Annotated in this window: 22 protein-coding genes; 11 read left to right on the plus strand and 11 right to left on the minus strand. The window is 72.9% G+C overall.

Annotated elements, in window-relative coordinates:
- Nucleotides 1-36 precede the first annotated feature (36 nt).
- A complete protein-coding gene (locus K377_RS12945) occupies nt 37-2,115 on the minus strand; it encodes a flotillin family protein (RefSeq protein WP_111663434.1) in 2,079 nt (692 codons plus the stop codon).
- 486 nt (nt 2,116-2,601) lie between these two features.
- A complete protein-coding gene (locus K377_RS12950) occupies nt 2,602-3,258 on the minus strand; it encodes a maleylpyruvate isomerase N-terminal domain-containing protein (protein ID WP_111663435.1) in 657 nt (218 codons plus the stop codon).
- 78 nt (nt 3,259-3,336) lie between these two features.
- Here K377_RS12950 and K377_RS12955 point away from each other — a divergent pair, with 78 nt between their 5' ends.
- The 4 genes from K377_RS12955 to K377_RS12970 all read left to right on the plus strand — a co-directional run bounded on the left by K377_RS12955 (nt 3,337) and on the right by K377_RS12970 (nt 7,235).
- The gene (locus K377_RS12955; RefSeq protein ID WP_111663436.1) at nt 3,337-4,122 is read left to right on the plus strand and encodes an IclR family transcriptional regulator; all 786 of its coding nucleotides are present in this window, start codon (nt 3,337-3,339) and stop codon (nt 4,120-4,122) included.
- Nucleotides 4,123-4,306: 184 nt separating this feature from the next.
- Nucleotides 4,307-6,028: a urocanate hydratase gene (gene hutU, locus K377_RS12960; protein WP_111663437.1), complete on the plus strand. Its 1,722-nt coding sequence runs from the start codon at nt 4,307-4,309 to the stop codon at nt 6,026-6,028.
- A gap of 101 nt (nt 6,029-6,129) precedes the next feature.
- Nucleotides 6,130-6,798: a histidine phosphatase family protein gene (locus K377_RS12965; protein ID WP_111663438.1), complete on the plus strand. Its 669-nt coding sequence runs from the start codon at nt 6,130-6,132 to the stop codon at nt 6,796-6,798.
- Between the two features lie 83 nt (nt 6,799-6,881).
- Nucleotides 6,882-7,235, plus strand: a complete 354-nt coding sequence (locus K377_RS12970) for a hypothetical protein (protein ID WP_111663439.1) — start codon at nt 6,882-6,884, stop codon at nt 7,233-7,235.
- Here K377_RS12970 and K377_RS12975 read toward each other — a convergent pair.
- Nucleotides 7,232-8,281, minus strand: a complete 1,050-nt coding sequence (locus tag K377_RS12975) for a chitinase (RefSeq protein ID WP_111663440.1) — start codon at nt 8,279-8,281, stop codon at nt 7,232-7,234. The genes K377_RS12970 and K377_RS12975 overlap by 4 nt on opposite strands.
- A gap of 287 nt (nt 8,282-8,568) precedes the next feature.
- Here K377_RS12975 and K377_RS12980 point away from each other — a divergent pair, with 287 nt between their 5' ends.
- From K377_RS12980 to K377_RS12990, 3 genes are all read left to right on the plus strand, one after another.
- Complete coding sequence (locus K377_RS12980; RefSeq protein WP_161195180.1) at nt 8,569-9,933, plus strand: uracil-xanthine permease family protein; 1,365 nt, start codon at nt 8,569-8,571, stop codon at nt 9,931-9,933.
- Complete coding sequence (locus K377_RS12985; RefSeq protein WP_111663441.1) at nt 9,930-11,246, plus strand: amidohydrolase family protein; 1,317 nt, start codon at nt 9,930-9,932, stop codon at nt 11,244-11,246. Before K377_RS12980 ends, K377_RS12985 begins: the two co-directional genes overlap by 4 nt.
- Nucleotides 11,247-11,455: 209 nt before the next feature.
- On the plus strand, nt 11,456-12,442 hold the full coding sequence (locus K377_RS12990; RefSeq protein WP_111663442.1) for an isopenicillin N synthase family oxygenase: 987 nt from the start codon (nt 11,456-11,458) through the stop codon (nt 12,440-12,442).
- A gap of 19 nt (nt 12,443-12,461) precedes the next feature.
- Here the strand turns inward: K377_RS12990 and K377_RS12995 are convergent, their stop codons facing one another.
- On the minus strand, nt 12,462-13,295 hold the full coding sequence (locus K377_RS12995) for an aminoglycoside phosphotransferase family protein (protein WP_111663715.1): 834 nt from the start codon (nt 13,293-13,295) through the stop codon (nt 12,462-12,464).
- Nucleotides 13,296-13,407: 112 nt separating this feature from the next.
- On the opposite strand from K377_RS12995, the gene K377_RS13000 reads away from it, so the two are divergent.
- Entirely contained in the window at nt 13,408-13,917 is a 510-nt protein-coding gene (locus tag K377_RS13000) for a DinB family protein (protein WP_111663443.1), read from the plus strand.
- Between the two features lie 55 nt (nt 13,918-13,972).
- Here the strand turns inward: K377_RS13000 and K377_RS13005 are convergent, their stop codons facing one another.
- From K377_RS13005 to K377_RS13020, 4 genes are read right to left on the minus strand one after another with little or no spacing between them, the layout of a single operon-like run.
- Complete coding sequence (locus K377_RS13005) at nt 13,973-15,085, minus strand: XdhC family protein (RefSeq protein WP_111663444.1); 1,113 nt, start codon at nt 15,083-15,085, stop codon at nt 13,973-13,975.
- Nucleotides 15,078-17,216, minus strand: a complete 2,139-nt coding sequence (locus K377_RS13010) for a xanthine dehydrogenase family protein molybdopterin-binding subunit (protein WP_111663445.1) — start codon at nt 17,214-17,216, stop codon at nt 15,078-15,080. The genes K377_RS13005 and K377_RS13010 overlap by 8 nt, the downstream gene beginning before the upstream one ends.
- Nucleotides 17,213-18,241 (minus strand): xanthine dehydrogenase family protein subunit M, encoded by a 1,029-nt coding sequence (locus tag K377_RS13015; RefSeq protein ID WP_111663446.1) that lies wholly within the window; start codon nt 18,239-18,241, stop codon nt 17,213-17,215. Before K377_RS13015 ends, K377_RS13010 begins: the two co-directional genes overlap by 4 nt.
- The gene (locus K377_RS13020) at nt 18,238-18,789 is read right to left on the minus strand and encodes a (2Fe-2S)-binding protein (protein WP_111663447.1); all 552 of its coding nucleotides are present in this window, start codon (nt 18,787-18,789) and stop codon (nt 18,238-18,240) included. The genes K377_RS13015 and K377_RS13020 overlap by 4 nt, the downstream gene beginning before the upstream one ends.
- A gap of 233 nt (nt 18,790-19,022) precedes the next feature.
- On the opposite strand from K377_RS13020, the gene K377_RS13025 reads away from it, so the two are divergent.
- Entirely contained in the window at nt 19,023-19,598 is a 576-nt protein-coding gene (locus K377_RS13025; protein WP_111663448.1) for a TetR/AcrR family transcriptional regulator, read from the plus strand.
- 20 nt (nt 19,599-19,618) lie between these two features.
- Here the strand turns inward: K377_RS13025 and K377_RS13030 are convergent, their stop codons facing one another.
- Nucleotides 19,619-20,416 (minus strand): LysR substrate-binding domain-containing protein, encoded by a 798-nt coding sequence (locus K377_RS13030; RefSeq protein WP_111663449.1) that lies wholly within the window; start codon nt 20,414-20,416, stop codon nt 19,619-19,621.
- 58 nt (nt 20,417-20,474) lie between these two features.
- Between K377_RS13030 and K377_RS13035 the strand changes: the two genes are divergently transcribed.
- On the plus strand, nt 20,475-20,873 hold the full coding sequence (locus tag K377_RS13035; protein ID WP_111663450.1) for a DUF5997 family protein: 399 nt from the start codon (nt 20,475-20,477) through the stop codon (nt 20,871-20,873).
- Between the two features lie 80 nt (nt 20,874-20,953).
- On the opposite strand, the gene K377_RS13040 is transcribed toward K377_RS13035, so the two are convergent.
- Nucleotides 20,954-22,183 (minus strand): MFS transporter, encoded by a 1,230-nt coding sequence (locus K377_RS13040; RefSeq protein WP_111663451.1) that lies wholly within the window; start codon nt 22,181-22,183, stop codon nt 20,954-20,956.
- Nucleotides 22,180-22,755 (minus strand): XRE family transcriptional regulator, encoded by a 576-nt coding sequence (locus K377_RS13045; RefSeq protein WP_111663452.1) that lies wholly within the window; start codon nt 22,753-22,755, stop codon nt 22,180-22,182. Before K377_RS13045 ends, K377_RS13040 begins: the two co-directional genes overlap by 4 nt.
- Here K377_RS13045 and K377_RS13050 point away from each other — a divergent pair.
- Nucleotides 22,754-23,275: a GNAT family N-acetyltransferase gene (locus K377_RS13050; RefSeq protein WP_181512555.1), complete on the plus strand. Its 522-nt coding sequence runs from the start codon at nt 22,754-22,756 to the stop codon at nt 23,273-23,275. The two genes, K377_RS13045 and K377_RS13050, sit on opposite strands and share 2 nt — an antisense overlap.
- The last annotated feature ends 1 nt before the right edge of the window (nt 23,276 follow it).

The raw sequence follows: 23,276 nt of genomic DNA on the forward strand, positions 1-23,276 counted from the left end.
CGACCCCCGTACGGCGGCCCCGGCCGGTCTGTGCGGTCAGGCGTGCGCCGCGCCGTTCAGCTTGCCGAGCGGCAGGTCGGCGACGCCCAACTGGCTCGCCTTGTCGAGCAGTTCGCGGATCTGTCCGGACTGCTCGCCGCCGTCGCGCATCATCTTCATCAGCAGCGCGGAGACGGTGAGGTTCTGCACGTCGGCCGTGGAGACGGAGCCGAGGATCTTCGACAGGTCGTCGGTGAAGCTGGCCGAGCCGTCCAGCCACGGCTTGGCGAGGGCCTGTGCGGTGTCGGAGTGCTGGACGAAGGAGTCGACGCCCTTGCCGAGCGCGATCGAGGACATGAGCCGGTCGAAGAAGACGGACTCGCCGCCCACGATGCTGATGTCGGCGCTCTCCAGGCCGGTCGCCAGCACCGTGGCCTGCGCCTCGGCGACCTGCCGCTGCACGTCGATCCCGGCGAGCCGGATCTCCTTCTCGGCCTGGAGCCGCAGCCGGTACTCCTCGTGGCCGCGCGAGGCGTCGTCGAGGGCGGCCATGGCGGCGGCCTTCTCGTTGATGCCCGCCGCCTCGGCCTTCAGCTTGGCGGCGATGGCCTCGGCCTCGGCGAGCGCCTTGGCCCGGCCGCCCTCGGCCTCGGCGAGTGCCTTGGCCCGCTCGCCGTCCGCCTCGGCGCGCAGCCGCGCCCCGGTCGCCTCGGCCTCCGCGCGCCCGGCCTTCTCGATGACGTCGGCCTCCTGCTCGCGCACCTGCACCTCGGCGAGACCGGCGGCCGCCGTCTCGGCCTGGATGCCCGCGGCCAGCTTGACCTTGGCCTGCGCCTGGAGGTCGGCGGACTTCAGCTCGGCCTCGGCGAGGGTGAGCCGTTCGGCGGCGCGGTGCGTGGCGGCCTGCTCGGCGGCCTCCGCGGCCTTGATGTCCTTGACCAGCTTCTCCTGCGCCTCGGCCTCGGCGGCGATGACGACGGCCTGCCGGTCGCGTTCGGCCGACTCGATCGCGCGGAGCTTCTTGATGGACTCCTCCTGCTCGGCGACCGTGCGGTCGACGGCGACGCGCTCGCGGATGACCTCGGCGATCTCCCGCTTCTCCGCCTCGACCTCCTTCTCGGCGGCGATCTTCGTCAGCTGCGTCTCGCGCTCCCGGGCGATGACTTCGAGGAGGCGGTCCTTCTCGATGCGCTCGTTCTCGACGGCGATGACGCGCTCGCGGTTCTTCTGCGCGACGGCGACCTCGCGGGCCTGGTTCTCGCGCTGCACGCCGAGCTTCTCCTCGGTGGCGAGGAAGGCTCCCTGGGCGCGCAGCCGCTCTTCCTCGACCACCCGCGCGGTCTCGGCCTCCTCGCGGGCCCGCACGGTGTCGATCTCCCGCTTCTGCTTGATCTCGGCGTCGGCCTGGCGGCGCTCCAGTTCGAGGATGGTCTCCCGGGCGTCGACGTTCTGCCGGGTGATCTCCTTCTCCTCGGTGCGCTGGAACTCGTTGGTCTTGACGTGCTCGATCGCCGTCAGTTCGGTGATCTTGCGGATGCCCTGCGCGTCGAGGACGTTGTGCGGGTCGAGCTGGCTGAGCGGCGTCTGCTCCAGGTAGTCGATCGCCGCGTCCTCCAGGTGGTAGCCGCTCAGGTCGACGCCGATGACCTCGATGATCTTGAAGCGGAGTTCCTCGCGCTTGGTGTAGAGGTCGGTGAAGTCCATGCCCTTGCCGACGGTCTTGAGCGCCTCGGAGAACTTCGCGTGGAACAGTTCCTGGAGCGTCTTCACGTCGCTGGCGCGGGCGGTGCCGACCGACTGTGCGACCCGGATGACGTCGTCGACGGTCTTGTTGACCTTCACGAAGAACGAGATCCGGATGTCGGCCCGGATGTTGTCCCGGCAGATCAGGCCGTCGCGGCCGGTGCGGGTGATCTCGATGACCTTCACCGAGATGTCCATGACCTCGGCCTTGTGCAGGACGGGCAGCACGACCTGCCCGGTGAAGGTGACGTCCACCTTGCGCATCTTGGAGACGATGAGCGCCTTGCCCTGCTCCACCTTCCGGAAGAGTCTGGTGAACACCAGCAGCATGACGGCGAGGACGAGAAGGACAGCGACGACGGACACGCCGATGCCCACGGTGGTGGCATCCATGGTGGAATCCTTTGGATCCGGGGGCGGATCGCACCCCGAGAAGAAGATGAGAGAACGCGGTCGGAGGCGGCCGTGCCGCACACTCCTGCCGGCGCCCGGACCGCCTAGGCGGAGGCCGGGTGAGTGATCGCGCCGGAGCCGTGCGACGACGGCCCGGGTTCGTCGGGAGCGATACGGTCCGTCGGGCGCGCCGTGCGCCTGCCCGCGTCCGTCCCGAAGCCGGCCGTGAGGAACTCCCCCATTCCTACGCCCCCCTCACCCCGTGCTCGGCTCCGCCCCGGTGCCACGCCTCGTTTCCGAGCCGCGGCACCGGGGTCCGGCCCCCGTTTCTGCCGTGGTCATCCTGTCCTGGGACAGGGGTTTCGCGCATTGCCGGATTCCGGCAATCTTTACGCGTTGTTGATGCCAGAGAGCGACACAGGAAGGCCGGTTGAAAGGACGTCAGGACGGATCGGCGCGCCCGCGCCACGACGGCCACGGCCCCTCTCAACCGAGCAGCACCGGCAGCCGGTCCACCACCTCCCCCAGCGCCGCCCGCTCCGCCGCGTCCGGCGCGCGGCGCCCGGTGCCGAGCAGGAGGGCGTCCGTGTCGGAGAACGCGGCGGGCAGCGCCGCGCCCGCGACCGCCTCCAGCAACTCCCGTGCGCGGCGCAGCCCTTCGGCCGAGGGCCGGGGCGCGTCGGGGAGGTCGGCGATCAGGTCGAGGTGGTGCAGCGTCCACTCCAGCACGTAGGCGTCGAGGTAGTCGCCCGCGGTCAGCACCTCGTCGCGGGTGGCGACCCGCAGCGCCGGGTCCACGAGCCGCGCGGCGCGTCCGGCGGCGGAGCCGACGTCGTCGAGGTGGAACCGGAGCAGGCCCGGGTCCTCGTAGGCGGCGGCGAGCCGGACCGTGAGCGCGGCGAGGGGATCGTCCTCGCCGGGCCGGTGGTCGTCGATGGTCCAGTAGGTCACCGCGTCCCGGGTCGGAGCGGTGTCCGCGGGGGTCACCAGGGTGATCAGTACGTCCTGCGCGTCGATGACGAGATGGCAGACCAGGTCGCGGACGAGCCAGCCGGCACAGCCGGACGGCCGCGCGAAGTCCTCGTCCGTCAGCTCCGCGACCGCCGCGAGCAGGTCGGTCCAGGTACGTGAGAAGAGTTCCACGCCCGCACGCTACGCGGACCGGCGCGCCGCCCATCTGAGGTTTCCGCGATCGTCGCCGCCCGGCGTAGGGTCGCCCCCATGCCCACCAGCGCCTCTCCGGCCGTCGGCCGCGCCCTGGACATCCTGCTCCATCTGTCCGGCCGGCCGGGTCCGGTCCGCGCACCGGCGCTCGCCGCCGACCTGGGGATCCCGCGCTCCAGCGTCTACCACATCCTCACCGTGCTGGTGGACCGCGGCTTCGTCACGTACATCCCGGAGGGACAGCTCTACGGGCTCGGGGTCTCGGCCTTCGAGGTCGGCTCGGCCTATCTGCGGCACGAGCCCCTGGAGCGGCTGGCCCGCCCGCTCGTGCGCACGCTCGCCAGGGAGCTGGGCCAGCCGGTGCACCTCGGGGTGCTGCACGGGGCGGAGAGCGTCTATCTGCTCAAGGAGCTGCCGTCGGCCTCGCACACGCCGGAGCCCGCGCCGGACCTCGTGACCGATGTCGGTGTCCGGCTGCCCGCCCACCTGACGGCGAACGGCCGCGCCCTGCTCGCCCACTCCTCGCCCGCCCAGGTCCGCGCGCTGTTCCCCACCGGGCCGCTGATCACCCGTACGGGCCGGGGCCCGCGCACCCCCGCCGAGCTGCGGCGCGGCCTCGCCGACGAGCGGGAGCGGGGCTGGTCGGAGGAGGTCGGCCTGGTGACGGAGGGGATGCGGTCGCTCGCGGTGCCCGCCTTCGACCACCTCGGGCAGCCCGTCGCCGCGCTGTCCACGACCTGGCGGCAGGCGGCGGGGCGCCACTCGGTGGAGGAGATCGCGGAACGGCTGCGGCGCGCGGCGGCCCGGCTCACCGCGGCGATGCTCGGCCACTCCCCCGCCTGAGCCCCGACGGGCCCGCCGGGCGAAGCAGTCTCGGATCCGAGACATCTTCCCCGGCGCACTGGTCCGGGAGTCCCCCTTCTTCTGTGATGGCAGAGCACGAACCGTTCCCCGTCCGGGGCGGTGATCCACCCGTTCCCCGCCGGCGCCCCGTACCGTCGGGAACACCGGCTCTTCTGGAGGTCTCATGACCGGCTCCGGCCCCCTCCCGCCCGTCACCCGCCACCACCCTCAGGAGAGCCCCTCCGGGGCGCAGCCTCGTCCGGTACGCGCCCCGCGCGGCACCGAGCTGAACACCCTCGGCTGGCAGCAGGAGGGCGCCCTGCGGATGCTCATGAACAACCTCGACGGCGAGGTCGCCGAGCACCCGGACAAGCTCGTCGTCTACGGCGGCACCGGCAAGGCGGCCCGGTCCTGGGACGCGTACGACGCGATCGTGCGCACCCTGAAGACGCTGAAGGACGACGAGACGCTGCTCGTGCAGTCGGGCAAGCCGGTCGGCGTGCTGCGCACGAACGAGTGGGCGCCGCGCGTGCTGCTCGCCAACTCCAACCTCGTGGGCGACTGGGCCAACTGGGAGGAGTTCCGCAAGCTGGAGGCCGAGGGCCTGACCATGTACGGCCAGATGACGGCCGGGTCGTGGATCTACATCGGCTCGCAGGGCATCGTCCAGGGCACGTACGAGACCTTCGGCGCCGTCGCCCGCAAGAAGTTCGACGGCACCCTCGCCGGGACGATCACGCTGACCGCCGGTCTCGGCGGCATGGGCGGCGCCCAGCCGCTCGCCGTGACGATGAACGAGGGCGTCGCGATCTGCGTCGACGTCGACGAGTCGCGCGTCGACCGCCGCATCGGCACCCGCTACCTGGACGTGAAGGCCGACAACCTCGACCACGCCCTGGAGCTGGCGGTCAAGGCCCGCGACGAGCGCCGCGGCCTGTCCATCGGCGTCGTCGGCAACGCCGCCGAGGTCTTCCCGGAGCTGCTGCGCCGCGGCGCACCGATCGACATCGTCACCGACCAGACCTCGGCCCACGACCCGCTCGCCTATCTGCCCGTCGGCATCTCGGTCGAGGACTGGGACAAGGAGCGCGAGGCGGACCCGGCCGGGTTCACCGAGAAGGCCCGGCAGTCGATGCGCCTGCACGTGGAGGCCATGGTCGGCTTCCTCGACCAGGGCAAGGAGGTCTTCGACTACGGAAACTCGATCCGCGACGAGGCCCGCAAGGCCGGCTGCGAGCGGGCCTTCGACTTCCCCGGCTTCGTGCCCGCGCACATCCGGCCGCTGTTCGAGGAGGGCCTCGGCCCGTTCCGCTGGGCCGCGCTGTCCGGCGACCCGGAGGACATCGCCAAGACGGACAAGGCGATCAAGGAGCTGTTCCCGGAGAACAAGCACCTGCACCGCTGGCTGGACATGGCCGCCGAGCGGATCTCCTTCGAGGGCCTGCCGGCCCGTATCTGCTGGCTGGGCTACGGCGAGCGCCACCTCGCGGGCCTGAAGTTCAACGAGATGGTGGCGAGCGGCGAACTGTCGGCTCCCGTGGCCATCGGCCGCGACCACCTCGACTCGGGTTCGGTGGCCTCCCCGTACCGCGAGACCGAGGCCATGAAGGACGGCTCGGACGCGATCGCCGACTGGCCGCTGCTGAACGCGCTGGTCAACACCGCGTCGGGCGCCTCCTGGGTCTCCCTGCACCACGGTGGCGGCGTCGGCATGGGCCGCTCCATCCACGCCGGTCAGGTCTGCGTCGCCGACGGCACCGAGCTGGCCGCCCGCAAGATCGAGCGGGTGCTCACCAACGACCCGGCGATGGGTGTCATCCGGCATGTCGACGCCGGTTACGAGCACGCGGCCGAGGTCGCCGACGCGCGCGGGGTGCGGGTGCCGATGCGCGAGGGCGACAAGTAACACCTGCTGCGCAGGACAGGGGGCGGGCCGGTCCGGCTCGGCGGGTGGCACAGTGGAGAGGTTGCACTGGACATCCCCGGAGACCTGGAGGCCCGCCCCACATGCGTCTGATCCTCATCCGCCACGGCCAGACCCCGTCCAACCTGAAGCACCTCCTGGACACCGCGGTGCCCGGCCCCGGCCTCACCCCGCTCGGCCTGGAGCAGGCCGCCGCGCTGCCCGAGGCCCTGGCGGGCGAGGAGATCGACGCGCTGTACGTCTCCACGCTGCTGCGCACCCAGCTCACCGCCGCGCCGCTGGCCGAGGCCAGGGGCCTGGAGCCCGTCGTGCGCGAGGGGCTGCGGGAGCTGATCGCCGGTGAGCTGGAGATGCGCGGCGACGACGAGGCCGCGGGCATCTACATGACGACCGCGTTCGCCTGGGCGGCCGGTGACGTCGAGCGGCGGATGCCGGGCGCGGAGAACGGCACCGAGGCCCTCGGCCGCTTCGACGCCGTCGTCGCCGAGGCGGCCGGCTCCGGGGCGGGGACGGTGGCGATGGTCAGCCACGGCGCGGCCATCCGCACCTGGGTGGCGGCCCGGGCCACCAACATCGACGTCGCCCACTCGGCGTCCCACCCCCTCTCCAACACCGGCGTCGTCGTCCTCGACGGCTCCCCCGAGACCGGGTGGCGCTGCGTGCTGTGGGAGGGCGAGCCGCTCGGCCCGGCCGACCCCGCGCCGGACGCCGACGGTCCGACGGGCGCCGCGGTCACCGGCGTTGACTCATAAGGGAGTTGACCCACCATCAGGGAATGTGCACTCGCGCCGTTCAAGTGGCGGACGCGGGGTCGCGCACAGTAGAACTGGGCCTCATGTCTGACCAGAGGCCGGCCCATCGCCCGGCACCGAGGACCGGTCCGCGGTGGGGGTACGCGCCACCCGTCGGCCAGGAGATCAGTGACGGCTACCGGCGGCGGGCCACCCTCCTCACGCGGTCCGCGCTCACCGTCGGCGGCGTCATGGCGGTCGCCGCCGTGATCAGCGGCGTCCTCGTCTCGCAGGCCGACGCGGACACGCGCGGCGGATCCGGCGCCTACGGCTACCTCGCCCTCTTCCTCTGGTTCGGGATCCTGGCCGCGACGCCGGTCCTCCTGGCGGTCGCCGTCCCCGCCGCCGTGATGACGCGGCGCGTGCGCCGGAGCGAGGCGGCGGGGACCGGCGGCTAGAGACCCTTCACGTTGTCGCCGAAGGTCCAGCCCTTCGACCCGTCCCAGTTGATCGACCAGGTCATCAGACCCTTCAGCGCCCCGCCGTACGTGTTCCAGGCCTGGGCCACCTGACCGGTCGTCATGTAGCCGCCGCCGGCGCCCGCTTGGGCGGGAAGTCCCGGCACCTGCTTGTCGTAGGGCACCTTGATGGTCGTGCCCTGGACGACGAGGCCCTGGTTGAGGCAGCTGGTCTGGGCGGTGAAGCCCTCTACCGTTCCGGCGGAGTAGGAGTCGCCGGAGCAGCCGTACATCGAGCCGTTGTAGTACTGCATGTTGAGCCACCACAGGCGGCCGTTGTCCGCGTACTTCTTGATGATCGGGAGGTACGCGCCCCAGATCGAGCCGTACGTGACGCTGCCGCCGGTGACATAGGCGGTCTCGGGGGCCATCGTCAGGCCGAACCCGGCCGGCATCTGCGCCAGGATGCCGTCGATGATCCGGATCAGGTTGGACTGGGACGTGGACAGCTGGGAGATGCTGCCGCTGCCGGTGAGGCCGGTCTCGATGTCGATGTCGATGCCGTCGAAGTTGTACTGCTTCAGGATCGGGACGATCGTCTCGACGAAACGGTCCGCGACCGCCGTGGAGTTGAGGTCGATCCCGGCCGTCGCGCCGCCGATCGACATCAGGACGGTCTGGCCCGCGTCCTTGGCCTGGCACATCTCGGCCGGGGTCGCGACCTTCACCCCCGTGTCCATGCCGTCCTCCCAGAGCGCCGTGCCGTCGGAGCGGATCACGGGGAAGGCGGCGTTGATGACGTTGTAGCCGTGCTGGGCGATCGCGGGGTCGGTGAGGGGGGTCCAGCCGAAGGGCGGGTGGACGCCGTTGGCGGCGCCGTCCCAGTTCTCCCAGTAGCCCTGGAGGACCTTGCCGGACGGTCTCGGCTTCGTGGCGCAGGTGTCGGCGGCGGGGGCGGCCGGTGCGGTGACGAGGAGGGTGGTGACGGTCGCGGCCGCGGTGAGGGCGGCGGCGAGGAGGCGGGCGGTGCGAGGGCGCGGTGACATGGGGGCTCCCTGGTTCTCGCTGGACAGTGGTGGGGTGTCGCGAGCATGTCGCACGCTAAGCAGGTCCAGACCTTTCGTCAATGGGTCTGGACCAATCTGCGCACGTGTGAGGGCACGGCCGAGAGGTGTGCGGTCGGTGGCGGTTTCCTGACGGCAACGCGTCCGAAACACCCGCTGCCTACCGTCACCCGCACACCGGTCATGGCTGCAACGGCCGGTGCGCGTCCGGCCGTTCATCGCCCCGGACGCTAACCAGCCGTCTTCCACCGAGCTTTCAGGGAGGAACGATGGCTGTCTCCGCGCGCACCGATGCCCCCGCCGACACCGAAGCCGTCGCACCCGAGCAGGGCCCGCACCCCGTGGACGCACAGCCGCCGCTGCGCCGGCTGATCCCGCTCAGCCTTCAGCACCTGCTCGTCGCCTACGCGGGCATGGCCACGATGCCGCTGCTCGTGGGCACCGCGCTGCATCTGCCCGAGGACCGGATACGGCTTCTCATCACCGCCAACCTGCTGGTGAGCGGTCTCGCGACGCTGCTCCAGTCGCTGGGGGTCAAGGGCTTCGCCGGGGCGCGCCTTCCCCTGGTCATGGGGTCGACGTTCACGGCCATCACCCCGGCGGTGCTCATCGGGCAGGAGCACGGGCTCGCCGCGGTGTTCGGCGCGACCATCGTGTCGGGTCTGGTGACGCTGGCGGTCGCGCCGTGGTTCGGGCGCTGTCTGCACCTGTTCCCGCCGCTGGTGACGGGGACGGTCATCGCCGTGATCGGGTTCTCGCTCGTGCCGTCCGCGGCCGGGCTCGTGACCGGCGGCGGGGGCGGCGGCAAGGGGCTCGCGCTCGCCGCCGTGACCGTCGTCCTGGTCGTGCTCGTCGAGCGGCTCGCGCCGCCCGCCGTCGCCCGGTTCTCGGTGCTCGTCGCGATGGCCGCGGGAACCGTACTGGCCGTGCCGCTGGGCCTGTTCGACGGCTCGGGGGTGACCGGGGCGGACGCCGTCACGGTCCCCGAACCCGCCGCGTTCGGGGCGCCGACCTTCGTGGTGCCCGCGATCGCCGCGATGCTCGTCGTGCAGCTGGTGAACATGGTCGAGTCGGTCGGTGACACCCTCGCCGTCGGGCAGATCGTGGGGCGCGGCGACGACGCGCCGACCGTGGTGCGAGCCCTGCGCGCGGACGGCGCGGCGACCGTGGTCTCGGGCGCCCTGTCCTCCTTCCCGATCGTGACGTTCGGGCAGTCGGTGGGCCTGGTCAGCGTGACGCGGGTGAGGAGCCGCCATGTCGTGGCGCTGTCCGGGGCGCTCATGGTCGTCCTGGCCCTCGTCCCGGTGCTCGGCGCGGCCGTGGCGGCCGTGCCGGGGCCGGTGCTCGGCGGGGTGTCGCTGGTCATGTTCGGCACGGTCGGCGCGGTCGGACTGCGGATCGTCTCCAGGGCCGACCTCACGGACTCCCGCAATCTGCTGACCGTGGCGCTCGCGTTCGGGCTCGGCATGATCCCGGTCGGCGCCCCCGACTTCTACGCGCCGCTGCCCTCGTACGCGCGCACGGTCCTGGACAGCGGCATCGCCGTCACCGGGATCGTCGCCTTCCTCCTCAACCTGCTGTTCCACCACACTCCCGGCCGCCCGCTCCGCCTCCGGAAGGAATCCGCGCGATGACCCCCGACACGATCTCCGACGTCACCGTCTTCAGCGGCGGCACCTGGCACGCCGCGATGGACGTCCACCTCGTCGACGGCCGCGTCCACGCCCTCGTACCGAAGGGTGAACTGCCGCACGGGGAGCGGGTCCTGGACGGATCCGGCGCCCATCTGACGCCCGGTCTCGTCAACACGCACACCCATCTCTTCCAGGCCGGGCTGCGCGGCATCGGTGAGGGGCTGCCGCTGCTGTCGTGGCTGAGCGCCGTCGGCGAGGAGGCGGCACGGCTGACGCCCGAGCGCGCGTACTGGACCGCTGCCGCCGCCGCGGCCGAGGCCCTGCGCAGCGGTACGACCACGCTCGTCGAGCACATGTGGCCGCACCCCTCCCCCGAGGTGCACGACGCGGTGCTGCGGGCCCTGCGGGACAGCGGGGTGCGGGCCGTGCTGTGCCGCGGGGTAGCCGACCGGGCCGACGGCAGCCGCAAGTGGGGCTTCGACCCGCGCCTGATGCAGCCGCTGAAGGAGGCCCTCGCCCACACGGACGAGCTGATCGGGGCGGCGCGCGGCAGCCGGGTGGCGGTCGGGGTGGCCGTGCCCAATCCGCGCTGTCTGACCCCGGAGGGCATGGCGGCGGTGCGCGCGTACGCCGACGAGCGCGAACTGCCGGTCTCCCTGCACCTGTTGGAGACGACGACCGACGACGTGATGTGCCGCGAGCATGCGGGGACCGGCGCCGTCGAGTATCTGGAACGGGCCGGGTTCCTGTGGGAGCGGCTGCTGGCCGTGCACTGCGTGGAGCTGGACGCGGCGGGCCGCGCGACGCTGGCCAGGAACGGGGTCGGCGTCTCCTACAACCCGCTCTCCAACATGCGGCTCGGCTCCGGCATCGCCCCGGTGCCGGAGATGCTGGAGGCGGGGCTGCGGGTCGGGCTCGGGGTGGACGGCGCCGCGAGCAACGACACGCAGGACATGCTGGAGGCACTGCGCATCGGCGCGTATCTGCAGCGGGCCGCGCACCGCAAGGCCGACCTCCTCGGATTCCCCGAGATGTTCGCCCTGGCCGCGAACGGCGCCAACCGCGTCCTCGGCCTGGAGGAGCGGCCCGACGGGGTGCAGGTGGGCATGCAGGCGGATCTGGTGCTGCACCGCTTCGACCGGGACTACGCCTGCCTCCCCGTCCGCGATCCGGGGGCAACCCTGCTGACCTGCGCCGGCAGCAGGACCGTGGCCGCCGTGCTGGTCGGCGGCGAGGTGCTGGTCGAGGACGGCGAGCATGTGCGGCTGCCCGGGCGGGAGCTGGCCGCCGGGCTCACCTTTACGGCCGCGTAACAACAGGATCCCGCGACGAAACACGGGCCCGGCAAGGTGAGGGCATCGCGCACGGCCCCGGTTCACCGGGGACCGTGCCAGCCCACGGCGCCGGGCCCGGACGGGGTCCGCCGTGACCGTGCCCGCGGACCTCTGTGCGTCCGTGGTGGGGATCGCAGGGGCGGTGACTGCATCCCGTGGGACCTCACTCCTCAGGAGCGAAAACCGCGATGACCAACACCACGTACCAGCTGGCCGAGTTGGACAAGGAAACCCGGATGGGCGGGGCCGGGACGGAGACCTCCGACCGGGAGATCCGCCGGATCGACCTCACCGACTTCGACGCCCGCAGGGCCGAGATCACCGAGGAGCTGTGGGCGGCCGCGACCGACATCGGCTTCTTCCAGCTCGTGAACCACGGCATCGAACAGCCCGTCGTGGACGGCGCGTTCGCCGACGCCGCGGGGTTCTTCGGGCTGCCGGAGGACACCAAGGCGCGGCACGGACTGAAGAAGGGGCTCAACTCCGGCTGGGAGTCGATGACCCAGGTCCGGCCGTCGGTGGGGACACCGGACCAGAAGGAGTCGTACCAGGTCACCCGGCCGCACATGGAGGGACTGTGGCCGGACGACGCACTGCCCGGCTTCCAGGAGCGCACCCTCGCCTTCGAGGCGCGCTGCCGGGACCTCGCGATGCGCGTCCTGGGCTGCTTCGCCGACAGGCTGGCGCTGCCCGAGGGATTCTTCGCGCGGGCCCACGACCCGGAGAGCGCGCAGTACCAGTCGACGCTGCGGATGCTGCACTACTTCGCCGTTCCCGACGACGCCGAGATCCCCGCGGACGTGTGGCGGGCGGGCGCGCACACCGACTTCGACTGTCTGACGCTGCTGTTCCAGCGCGACGGGCAGGGCGGTCTCCAGGTGTGCCCCGGCAAGGAGGCCGAGGCCCAGGAGTGGACTCCGGTGGAGCCAGCCGACGGCGTCATCACGTGCAACATCGGCGACATGCTGATGCGGTGGAGCGACGACCGGCTGCCGTCCAACTTCCACCGGGTGAAGTCGCCGGGGCCCGACGACGACCGGTCGGCGCGCTACAGCATCGCGTTCTTCGCGCAGGCCGACCGTGACGCGGTGATCGAGGGGCCCGAGCGGCGCTATCCGCCGATCACCGGCGGCGACTACATCCAGCAACGCATCGCCGCCAACTTCGCCCGATAGGCGCGCGACAGCGGTCTGTCTACGCGCTCGGGCCCTCGGCCCGGATCCGGTCCAGCCACTCCCTGCCCAGACGATGCCCGTCCGGCAACTGGTCGTCCCGATCCCAGCGCCACGTCGTGATGATCGCGAGCACCAGGATCCGGCAGTCGTGCAGCAGGTCGGGATCGATGCCCGAACAGTGGGCGGCGACGGCGTCGGGGGCATGGGCGAGGTCGAACTCGACCGGCCCCCGGCACACCGTCTCCAGGTCGATGAAGAGCGGGCCGTGCCGGGTGGCGAGGAGGTTGCCCGGGTGCGGCTCGCCGTGCAGCAGTTGCTCGGGGCCGCCGCGCCCAGTGATCGCCCGGCACCGCTCGTCCAGGGTGTCGGCGAGCAGCCGCCGGTCCGCGTCGCCGAGCGCGGGAGTGCGGTCGCGGTCGGCGACGAGGCCGCGGGCCTGCGCGACTCGTTCGGTGAAGTGGGGCGCAGGGACGTCGAGTTGACGCATTCCGGTGTGGAGCTTCTTCAGCGCGACCGCGTACTCGGCGTCTCCGATCTCTCCCGGCGCCACGGACGCGTAGTGGGTCCACAGGGTCACCGCGAAGCCGTCCCGCTCGTGGACGTCCGGCGCCACTCTGGGGTCGAGGGCGGCCACCGGGCAGCCGGCCTCGGTGAGCCGTCGCGCCAGCTCGATCTCGAACCGGGCGACGTGGTCCGTCTCCGGCGCCACCCGGGCCAGGACGTCGCCCGGCAGCAGGCGCAGCGTGAGCTTGTTCGAGTTCTGGAGCACGATCGCGTCGTCGGCCGCCAGGCCGAGTGACGAGGCGATCGCCTTCGCCGCGGGCACCGCCCGCGCCACCTCCGAAGCCAGCATCGTCACGCGCCCCTCTCACCTCGGCCGACCCGCCCCGCACACCCCGCGCACCGTACCCGGTACGGTCACCGGACGCGCGTACGACGTCAGGTCTCACCACGAAGGACATCCCATGACCACCGACACCCGGGTAGGGCCCCCGCACTTCGGTACGGAACGCGAGACGCTGCGCGCCTTCCTCGACTACCACCGGGAGACCCTCGCCATGAAGTGCGAGGGCCTGACCGACGAGGAGCTGCGGAAGCAGTCGATGGCACCGTCCACGCTGTCGCTGCTCGGTCTGGTGCGGCACATGGCGGAGGTGGAGCGCGCCTGGTTCCGGCGGGTGTTCGAGGACCATGACGCGCCGATGGTCTGGTCCGACGAGATCGACTTCCAGGCGGCGTACGACGCGAGCACGTCGACCCGCGCCGAGGCGTTCACCGCGTGGCGGGCCGAGGTGGAGACCTCCCGGCGGATCGAGCGGGAGGCCGCGTCCCTGGACGTCGCCGGGCATCAGCCGCGCTGGGGCGAGGACGTATCGCTGCGGATGGTGATGGTGCACGTCCTCCTGGAGTACGGCCGTCACAACGGGCACGCCGACTTCCTGCGCGAGGGCGTCGACGGCACGGTGGGCGCCTGACCGGGCGGGGAGCAGGGCCGCACGCCTTTCGTGCGGCCCTCACTCCGTGCCGCTCTCACCCGGCGTGGATCGCGCCGTCCCCCTCGGCCAGCGGAGCCCCGCTCCCGCCCCGCCGCACCGCCACGATCTCCGCGCCGATGGACATGGCGGTCTCCTCGGGGGTGCGGCCCCCGAGGTCGAGGCCGATCGGTGAGCGCAGACGGGACAGTTCGCGCGGGGTCACGCCCGCCTCGCGCAGCCGCTGCGAGCGGTCCGCGTGGGTGCGCCGGGAGCCCATCGCGCCGACGTACGCCGCGGGCAGCCGCAGCGCCACCTCCAGGAGCGGCACGTCGAACTTGGCGTCGTGCGTGAGTACGCACAGCACCGTCCGCTCGTCGGTGGCGGTGGCCCGCAGATAGCGGTCGGGCCACTCCACGACGACCTCGTCGGCCTCCGGGAAGCGGGCGCGCGTCGCGAACACCGGGCGCGCGTCGCACAAGGTCACGTGGAACCCGAGCAGCTTGCCGACCCGCACCAGCGCCCCGGCGAAGTCGACGGCGCCGAACACGATCATCCGCGCGGGCGGCACGCTCGACTCGACGAACAGGGTGACGTCCGCGCCGCAGCGCGCCGAGCTCTCCGGGACCGCGCAGACGCCGGTGCGCCCGAGGTCGAGGAGGGCCCGGGCCTGCGCGGCGAGCCCGGCGTCGTCGGCCGAGCCGAGGGCCCCTTCCGCCGAGCCGTCGGGACGTACGAGGAGCAGCCCGCCGGAGTCGACGAGCGGCGCGGGCCCGTCGAGGACCCGGGCGAGGGCCACCGCCTCGCCGCGCGCCGCGAGCGCGAGGGCCGCCTCCACCGTCGTACGGGACGGCGAGCCGGTGCGTACGGGGACGACGTGGACCTCGACGACTCCCCCGCAGGACAGGCCCACCGCGAACGCGTCGTCGTCGCTGTACCCGAAGCTCTCGCGGACCGGCACGCCGTCCGCGAGGGCCTGCTCGCACAGCTCGTAGACGGCGCCCTCGACGCAGCCGCCGGAGACCGAGCCGATGACCTCGCCCGCGGTGTCGACGGCGAGGGCCGCGCCCGGCGGACGGGGTGCGCTGCCGCTCACCGAGACGACGGTGGCGACGGCGAACTCCCGTCCCTGGGCGACCCAATCGGCCAGTTCGGCGGCCAGGTCAAGCATGCGGCCCTTCCCGGTCCGCGGCCCGCGATTCACCGTCGAGGATCCGGTCGGGGCGCAGCGGCAGATCGCGGTGGCGGACGCCGGTCGCGTGCCACACCGCGTTGGCGATCGCCGCGGCGGTGCCGACGATGCCGATCTCGCCGATGCCCTTGATGCCGACGGGGTCGGTCGGGTCCGGGTCGTCGACCCAGTCGGCCTCGATGGCGGGGATGTCGGCGTTGGCGGCGAAGTGGTAGCCGGCGAAGTCCGCCCCGACGTGGCCGCCGGACGTCTCGTCGCGCACCGCCTCCTCGTGCAGCGCCATGGAGATGCCCCAGGTCATACCTCCGGTCAACTGGCTGCGCGCGGTGAGGGGGTTGATGATGCGGCCCGCCGCGAAGACCCCGAGGAGTCGGCGTACGCGGACCTCGCCGGTGGTGACGTCGACGGCGACCTCGGCGAACTGGGCGCCGAACGAGTGCCGTTCCTTCTGCGCCAGTTCGGCCACGAGGCTCGCGGTGTCCGTACGGACCGTGATGCCGCCCTCCGGGATCTCCCCCGGCGCGAGCGGCAGCGTCTCGCGCAGTTCGCGGGCGGCCGCCATGACGGCCCAGCCCCAGGAGCGGGTGCCCATCGAGCCGCCGGAGACCCAGGCGGGCCCGAAGTCGCTGTCGGCGATGCGGACATGGACCCGGTCGGGCGTCACGTCCAGCGCGTCGGCGGCGATCGACGACAGGGCCGTGCGCGCGCCCGTGCCGACGTCGGACGCGGTGATCCGGACGGTGAAGGTGCCGTCCTGCTCGGCGGTGACCGACGCGGTGGACGGGGCGACCCCGGAGGGGAAGGTCGACGCGGAGACGCCGGTGCCGATCAGCCAGCGCCCGTCGCGGCGCGTCCTGGGCCGTGGATCGCGCCCGGCCCAGCCGAAGCGGCGCGCGCCCTCGTCGAAGCAGGCCAGCAGGTTGCGGCTGCTGAACGGCAGGCCGGAGACCGGGCCGACCTCGGGTTCGTTGCGCACGCGCAGCGCGATCGGGTCCACGCCGAGCTTCTCGGCGAGTTCGTCGAGCGCGCACTCCACGGCGAACGAGCCGGGTGCCTCGCCCGGCGCCCGCATGAACGTCGGCGTCGGCACGTCCACCGGCACCACCCGGTGCACGGTGTGGTGCGCGTCGGCCGCGTACATCGCGCGCCCGTAGCCGGCGCTCGACTCGATGAACTCCTTCACGTTCGAGGTCATGCTGGTGGCTTCATGGCCGAAGGCGCGCAGCCGGCCGTCGGGCGCGGCGCCGAGCCGTACGCGCTGGGAGGTCGGGCTGCGGTAGCCGGTGGCGGCGAAGACCTGACGGCGTGTCATGGAGACGCGGACCGGGCGCTGGAGCTGGGTCGCGGCCATCACGGCGGCGACGTGGTGGGCCCGCACGCCCTTGGAGCCGAAGGCGCCGCCGACGTGCTCGGAGCGGACCCGCACGGCCGACAGGTCGAGCGAGAACAGCTTGGCCAGTTCGTCGGCGACCCACATGCTGCCCTGGTTGGAGTCGACGACCTCCAGGCGCCCGTCCTCCCAGCGCGCGGTGCACGCGTGCGGCTCCATGGCGCTGTGGTGCTGCTCGGGCGTCGTGTACGTGGCGTCGAACACCACCTGGGACGCGGCGAGTTCGGCCTCCAGGTCGCCCTTGGTCTCGGTCTGGGCCTCGGGCGTGTAGGCGGCCGGGTGGTCGGCGCGGAACACGCTGTCGTGCGGCTCGGTGTCGTACGCGACGGTGAGCGCCTCGGCGGCCTCCCTGGCCTGCTCGGACGTCTCGGCGACGACGAGCGCGACGGGCCAGCCCGCGTGCGGCACCCGGCCGTCCTGGAAGACGCCGAGGATGGGGTCGGGGGCGCCGAGCTGGCCGATGTAGTCGGTCGACACCCGTGGCGCGTTGCCGTGGTGGAGTACGGCGAGGACGCCGGGCATCGCCGAGACCGCCGCGTCGCCGATCTCCCGGATCCGGCCGCGCGCCACCGTCGACAGCACCAGCCAGCCGTGGGCGAGTTCGGTGAACGGCAGCTCGCTCGCGTACCGGGCGGTGCCGGTGACCTTCTCCAGTCCCTCGATGCGGGTGCGCGCGGCCCCGACCGAGCGCTGCCCGCTGGTCGTCGCTGTGGTGGTCATCGGCCGGCCTCCTGGTCGGAATCGCTGGAACCGTCGCGCCCGGTGAGTTCGGTGAGTTCGGTGAGCATGGCCACGACGAGGTTGCGCATCAGGGGCACCTTGTACGCGTTCTGCGACAGCGGGCTCGCCGCCGCGAGTTCGGCGTCGGCCGCCGCGGCGAACGCCTCGCCGGTCGCGGGCCCGCCGAGCAGCGCCCGCTCGGCCGTACGGGCCCGCCAGGGCCGGGAGGCGACGGCGCCGAACGCGAGCCGCACGTCGTGCACGACACCGTCCCGCACGTCGAGGGCGACGGCCGCCGAGCCGATGGCGAAGGCGTACGAGGCCCTTTCGCGCACCTTGCGGTAGCGGGAGCGGGCGGCGACGGGCGCGGGCGGCAGGACCACCCCGGTGATGAGCGCGCCGGACGGCAGGGCCGTCTCCAGGTGCGGGGTGTCGCCGACGGCGAGATAGAAGTCGGCGAGCGCCGACTCCCCGCTCCCCTCGGCGGTTTCGTACGTGACGACCGCGTCGAAGGCGGCGAGCGCGACGCCCATGTCGGACGGGTGCACGGCCACGCAGTGCTCGCTCGCGCCGAACACGGCGGCGTTGCGGTGCTCGCCCTCGACGGCGGGGCAACCGCTGCCCGGTACGCGCTTGTTGCACGGCTTGCTGACGTCGGTGAAGTAGCCGCAGCGGGTGCGCTGGAGCAGATTGCCGCCGACGGTCGCCATGTTCCGCAGCTGCCCGGAGGCACCGGCCAGCACGGCCTGGCTCAGCGCGGGGTAGCGACGGCGCACCTCGGGGTGGGCGGCGAGGTCGCTGTTGGTGACGGTGGCCCCGATCCGCAGCCCGCCGTCGGGGGTGGACTCGATCCGGTCCAGGGGCAGTTCCCGTACGTCGACCAGGCGCGCGGGGCGCTCGATCCCCGCCTTCATCAGGTCGACGAGGTTGGTGCCGCCGCCGAGGAAGCGTGCCTCGGGGTCGGCGCCGAGCACCGCCACCGCACCGGACACGTCGAGCGCCCGCTCGTAGCCGAACTCCCTCATGCCAGCTGCTCCTTCGTCTCGGCGGCCTGCTGGACGGCGCGCACGATCGACCCGTAGGCGCCGCAGCGGCACAGGTTCCCGCTCATCCGTTCCCTGATCTCCTCCGGGGTCAGCGGTGGCGGACCGGCCTCGGGGCGTACGTCACCGGTGGCCGCGCTGGGCCAGCCCGCCGCGTGCTCCTCCAGGACGGCGAGCGCGGAGCAGATCTGGCCGGGGGTGCAGTAGCCGCACTGGTATCCGTCGAGTTCGAGGAACGCCTCCTGCACCGGGTGCAGCCGGTCGCCCTCGGCGACGCCCTCGATGGTGGTGATCTCGCGCCCCTCGGCGGCGACCGCGAGCTGGAGACAGGACACCGCGCGGCGCCCGTCCACGAGCACCGTGCAGGCTCCGCACTGCCCCTGGTCGCAGCCCTTCTTGGTGCCGGTGAGATCGAGCCGCTCGCGCAGGGCGTCGAGCAGGGTGGTGCGGTGATCGACGGGCAGGGTGTGCTTCTCCCCGTTGACGTGCAGAGTGATCGTGCTGGACGCGGAGTTGTCGGCCGGAGCCATGAACAGCCTTCTTTCGCAGTTGCGTTGCTCTGGTGCGAGGAGAATCGGCGCTGTACGCAGGAGGGGGGCGGCGGTGGACGTACGTCTCGGTGAGACGCCTCGGTGGTGGGGGTGCGTCGCGGGGACACTATGGTGACCCTAAGTGGACACCTGTCCGTTCTACGGTCATCGACCGTAGTGGACAACTGTCCGCCCAGCAAGGATGTTTCCGAGCCACGGCCGAAGGAGGACGCGTGCACCCGGACAAGCAGGCCCCGCTGCGCTCGGACGCCCAGCGCAATCGCGAGCGCATCCTGGAGGTGGCTCTCACCGAGCTGACCAGATCGGCCGACGCGCCGCTGAGCGCGATCGCGAAGAAGGCGGGTGTCGGCCAGGGGACGTTCTACCGCAACTTCCCCAGCCGGGAGGCCCTGGTCCTGGAGGTGTACCGGTACGAGGTACAGCAGGTCGCCGACACCGCCGCCCAGTTGCTGTGCGCCCGCGCGCCGGAGGTGGCGCTGCGGGAGTGGATGGACCGGCTCGCCCAGTACGCGATGGCCAAGGCGGGTCTGGCGAACGCGCTGCGGGAGGCGACGACTGCCCCCGGCGCCTTCAAGTCCATCGCGCACGGTCTGCTGACGGACGCGGTCACGCTCCTGCTCGCCGCGAACGAGGAGGCCGGCACGATCCGGCCCGGCGTGAGCACCGACGACTTCATGCTGGCCATAGCGGGCCTGTGGCAGATCGACCCGCGGGGCGACTGGCAGGCACGCGCGGGGCGCCTGCTCGATCTGGTGATGGACGGCCTGCGGGCCGGGGCGCCGCACTGACGCCCCTTTCGGAAAACGCCCTACGACCGCTTGCGGGGCTTGCCCCGCTTGCCGCCCTGCGCCTTCCCGCCCTGGGGCTTTCCACCCTGCTTGCGGCCACTGGCCGCCTGCTTCTGCGGCTGCCTTCCGGTGCCGCCCTTCCGCGGTGCCGCGGCCTTCTTGGCCGGGCGCTCGGCAGCGGCCTGCGTGCGGCCCCGGGAGCTGTTGACCGTGCGGCCGCGCACGATGCCGATGAGGTCCTCGACCTCGTCGGTGGTCCGCTCCTCCGGCCAGGCGAGGCCGATGCTGGAGCCGGGCGCGTCGGTGACCGTGCGGTAGGTGAGGTCGCGGCGGTGGTGCAGCCGGGCCAGGGACTGCGGCACGACGAGCAGGCCGACGCCCGCCGCGACCAGCTCGACGGCGTCCGCCGTGGTGGCCGGCCGTTCGAACGCGGGCTGCCCCGGCGGGCGCTCCGCCCACTCCAGTACGTCGTCGAGCGGGTGCTGGACGATCTCGTCGGCGAGGTCGGCCAGGGTGACCTCCTCGACGGCGGCCACAGCGTGGTCCTTCGGGACCAGCACGACGGTCGTCTCCGTGTACAGGGGGATCGCGCTGAAGAACGTACGGTCCACGGGCAGCCGCACCAGCCCGGCGTCGGCGCCACCGCCGCGCAGCACGTCGGCCACCTCGGCGGCGGGCACGGGGACCAGCTCCAGCGGGACGCCGGGCAGCCGCTCGCGCCAGATCCGCACCCACTTGGCGGGGGTGGCGCCGGGAACGTACGCGAGCCTGAACCCGGGGGCCGCGGGCGGTGCGGGGGTTTCTTCCGTGCCTGTCACCTGGCCAGGCTACCCGGCGTGGTCGGGGCTCTCCGTTCGGCTGGATACCCTTGACCTCATGAGTTCGCAGCAGAGCACCCAGACCATGAAGCCCGCGACCGCGGCGAAGAAGCTGGGTGTGTACCTCGATGCCACCCCCGCCGAGTTCCGGGACGGCGTCGTCTCGCGCGCCGAACTGGCCGCGCTGGAGTCCGACCCGCCGCAGTGGCTCGTCGCCCTGCGCGCCGACGGCCCGCACCCGCGCCCGGTCGTCGCGCAGAAGCTGGGCGTCTCCATCGCGGGCCTGGCCCGTGGCGGCGTCACCGAGGCCCTCACCACGGAGCAGATCGAGTCCCTCAAGACCGAGAACCCCGAGTGGCTCCAGAAGGAGCGCTCCACGCAGGCCGACGTCCGCAAGGAAAACGTCCGCATCAAGAAGAAGCACGCCGAAGAGGAAGCGCGCCGCGCTCAGAAGTGACGCAGCGGGTCGTCGCCCGGCTGACGGCCGGTGGGGCTTCGCGCGCAGTTCCCCGCGCCCCTGACCGAGCGCAGCTCGCTTCAGGGGCGCGGGGAACTGCGCGCGAAGCCCCACCGGGCCGCACCCGCCGAACGACCCCCGGGAACGGCAGACGCGGACGCGTCCCGCCACCCCAGCGCCAGCCCCCCGGCCAGCACCAGCGCCCCCAGCACCACCAAAGAGGCCGCACCCCACCCACCCCGGGAAACCAGGGGCGCGGCCACGGCGGAGCCCACCGCTCCGGCGCAGAAGTACAGCAGCAGATACACCCCGCTGAGACTCCCGCCCCGCCGCGGATCGACCCCGAGGATCCGGGCCTGGTTGGCGGCCTGCGCGGTGAAGCACCCCGCGTCGAGCAGCGCGAGCCCCACCCCGGTGAGCACCGGCCGCCCGAGCCCCGCGCACAGCACCCCCGCCCCCACCGCGGCGACCGCCATGCTCACGCAGATCACCGCGCGCGGCGAGTACCGGTCACCGAGCCGCCCGGCCACCGGCAGCGCGGCGAACCCCAGCGCCCCGGCGAGGCTGTAGAGCCCGATGGCGGCGGCATCGAGCCCGTACGGGGGCTGCGCGAGCCGCACCGTGAGCGCCACCCAGACCAGGCTGAAGGCGAAGTACCAGAGGCTGCCCTGGACGACGGCCCGACGCAGGGCGCGGTACCGGCGCAGCAGTCCGGGCAGCTCGGCGAGCGTCGCCAGATAGCCGCCCCGCGGCGCGGGCCGCTCGTCCGGCAGCCGCCACCACGCGCCGCCCGCGCAGGCCAGCACGAGCCCGGCGGAGACGAGCAGCATCCCGCGCCAGCCGACGGCATCGGCGAGCGCCCCGCCGATGAGCCGGCTGAGCAGGATCCCGGCGGACATCCCGGCGGCGACGAGCCCCACGGCGGCACCGCGCCGCTCCCCCGGCACCCCTCGCCCCGCGATCGCCGACGCCATCGCGCTGACGCTCGCCCCGGCGCCCACGACGACGTACGCGACGAGCAGCGGCCCGAGACCGCGGGCGCTCGCCGCGAGCAGCAGTCCTGCGGTCAGGAGCAGGAGCTGTCCGGTGACGAGCCGGCGCGGCGCCGCGCGGTCGACGAGCGGCAGCAGGAAGGCGAAGCCCGCGATGCAGCCGGCGAGCGCGGCCGTGGTGACGAGCCCGATGGCGGCCGTCGAGGTGCCGGTGTCGCGGGCGATGTCTCCGAGCGCGGGCTGGACGGCGTAGTTGTTGGCGAGCGCGATCCCGGCGGTGCAGCCGAGGAGCGCGACGCCGCCGCGGGGCAGGCTCACGGCGTCTCGTCCCGGACGAGCACGACCGCGTAACGGCATTCGCTCGGGGTGGAGTTGACGAAGACGCACGGTGCCGGGGAGCCCAGTTCGACGGTGTCGCCCGCGGCCAGCTCGTGCACGGTGTCGCCCTCGTGGAAGGTGAGCCGGCCGTCGAGCACCCAGATGATCTGCCGGTGGAACGCGAACGCGGCCGCGGGGTAGGGCACGCGGGCCCCGGCGGGCAGCCGGACCTCGGCCACCTCGGCGGGGAACCCGGGGCCCGAGATCTGCCGCCGCGCGTACCCCGTCTCCGGGTCGAGCCACCGCGGGGCCGCCTCGGCGCGCCGGACGCGCTCGGCCTCCGCCGTGCCGTCCGGGTCGAGCAGGGTGGCCACGCTCAGCCGGAACGCGGCCGACAGCTTGCCGAGCACCACGGCGGTCGGATTGCTCTCGCCGCGCTCGATCCGGTGGATCATGGCGCGCGAGACGCCCGAGGCGTCGGCGAGCTCCGCAAGGGTCCAGTCGCGCCGGTCGCGCTCCGCGCGGATACGGGCGCCGATCCGCTCCACCAGGGGATCTATCATATTGGACATGGATCTACGATATGAGACGCAGCCGGGGTCCGTGAAGGTCCGCGCGGCGCACGAGGCCGATCTGGACGCCGTCCTCGGCATCCGCAATCACGCCATCGAGCACGGCACGGCGCTGTGGACGGACACGCCGCAGTCCCGCGAGGAGGGTGCGGCCTGGCTCGCCGCGCATCTGGGGCGCGGGTCCGCGTACGTGGCCGACAGCGCGGGCGATGTCGTCGGGTTCGGGGTCTACGGCCCCTGGAAGGACTACTCCGGGTTCCGGCACACCGTGGAGAACTCGGTGTACGTCGCCGAGGGCAACCACGGCCGCGGTGTCGGATCCGCACTGCTCGGCACGCTCGTCGCGTCGGCGGAGGCGGCGGGGCTGCACGTCATGATCGCCGGGATCGAGGCGGGGAACGCGGCGTCGATCCGGCTGCACGAGCGGCACGGCTTCACGCACGCGGGGACGTTGCGGGAGGTCGGCACGAAGTTCGGCAGGTGGCTCGATCTGACGCTGATGCGGCGGCAGCTGAGCTGAG

It is taken from the genome of Streptomyces sp. PsTaAH-137 (genome assembly GCF_003259365.1).
GTDB lineage: Bacteria > Actinomycetota > Actinomycetes > Streptomycetales > Streptomycetaceae > Streptomyces.

Bases quoted from the DNA above. Each gene is read 5' to 3' on its own strand.
- K377_RS12945 (WP_111663434.1), bottom strand. From the start codon at position 2,115: ATGGATGCCACCACCGTGGGCATCGGCGTGTCCGTCGTCGCTGTCCTT.
- K377_RS12955 (WP_111663436.1), top strand. From the start codon at position 3,337: ATGCCCACCAGCGCCTCTCCGGCCGTCGGCCGCGCCCTGGACATCCTG.
- hutU (WP_111663437.1), top strand. From the start codon at position 4,307: ATGACCGGCTCCGGCCCCCTCCCGCCCGTCACCCGCCACCACCCTCAG.
- K377_RS12965 (WP_111663438.1), top strand. From the start codon at position 6,130: ATGCGTCTGATCCTCATCCGCCACGGCCAGACCCCGTCCAACCTGAAG.
- K377_RS12970 (WP_111663439.1), top strand. From the start codon at position 6,882: ATGTCTGACCAGAGGCCGGCCCATCGCCCGGCACCGAGGACCGGTCCG.
- K377_RS12975 (WP_111663440.1), bottom strand. From the start codon at position 8,281: ATGTCACCGCGCCCTCGCACCGCCCGCCTCCTCGCCGCCGCCCTCACC.
- K377_RS12980 (WP_161195180.1), top strand. From the start codon at position 8,569: ATGGCTGTCTCCGCGCGCACCGATGCCCCCGCCGACACCGAAGCCGTC.
- K377_RS12985 (WP_111663441.1), top strand. From the start codon at position 9,930: ATGACCCCCGACACGATCTCCGACGTCACCGTCTTCAGCGGCGGCACC.
- K377_RS12990 (WP_111663442.1), top strand. From the start codon at position 11,456: ATGACCAACACCACGTACCAGCTGGCCGAGTTGGACAAGGAAACCCGG.
- K377_RS12995 (WP_111663715.1), bottom strand. From the start codon at position 13,295: ATGCTGGCTTCGGAGGTGGCGCGGGCGGTGCCCGCGGCGAAGGCGATC.
- K377_RS13000 (WP_111663443.1), top strand. From the start codon at position 13,408: ATGACCACCGACACCCGGGTAGGGCCCCCGCACTTCGGTACGGAACGC.
- K377_RS13005 (WP_111663444.1), bottom strand. From the start codon at position 15,085: ATGCTTGACCTGGCCGCCGAACTGGCCGATTGGGTCGCCCAGGGACGG.
- K377_RS13010 (WP_111663445.1), bottom strand. From the start codon at position 17,216: ATGACCACCACAGCGACGACCAGCGGGCAGCGCTCGGTCGGGGCCGCG.
- K377_RS13015 (WP_111663446.1), bottom strand. From the start codon at position 18,241: ATGAGGGAGTTCGGCTACGAGCGGGCGCTCGACGTGTCCGGTGCGGTG.
- K377_RS13020 (WP_111663447.1), bottom strand. From the start codon at position 18,789: ATGGCTCCGGCCGACAACTCCGCGTCCAGCACGATCACTCTGCACGTC.
- K377_RS13035 (WP_111663450.1), top strand. From the start codon at position 20,475: ATGAGTTCGCAGCAGAGCACCCAGACCATGAAGCCCGCGACCGCGGCG.
- K377_RS13050 (WP_181512555.1), top strand. From the start codon at position 22,754: ATGGATCTACGATATGAGACGCAGCCGGGGTCCGTGAAGGTCCGCGCG.
- K377_RS13045 (WP_111663452.1), bottom strand. From the start codon at position 22,755: ATGTCCAATATGATAGATCCCCTGGTGGAGCGGATCGGCGCCCGTATC.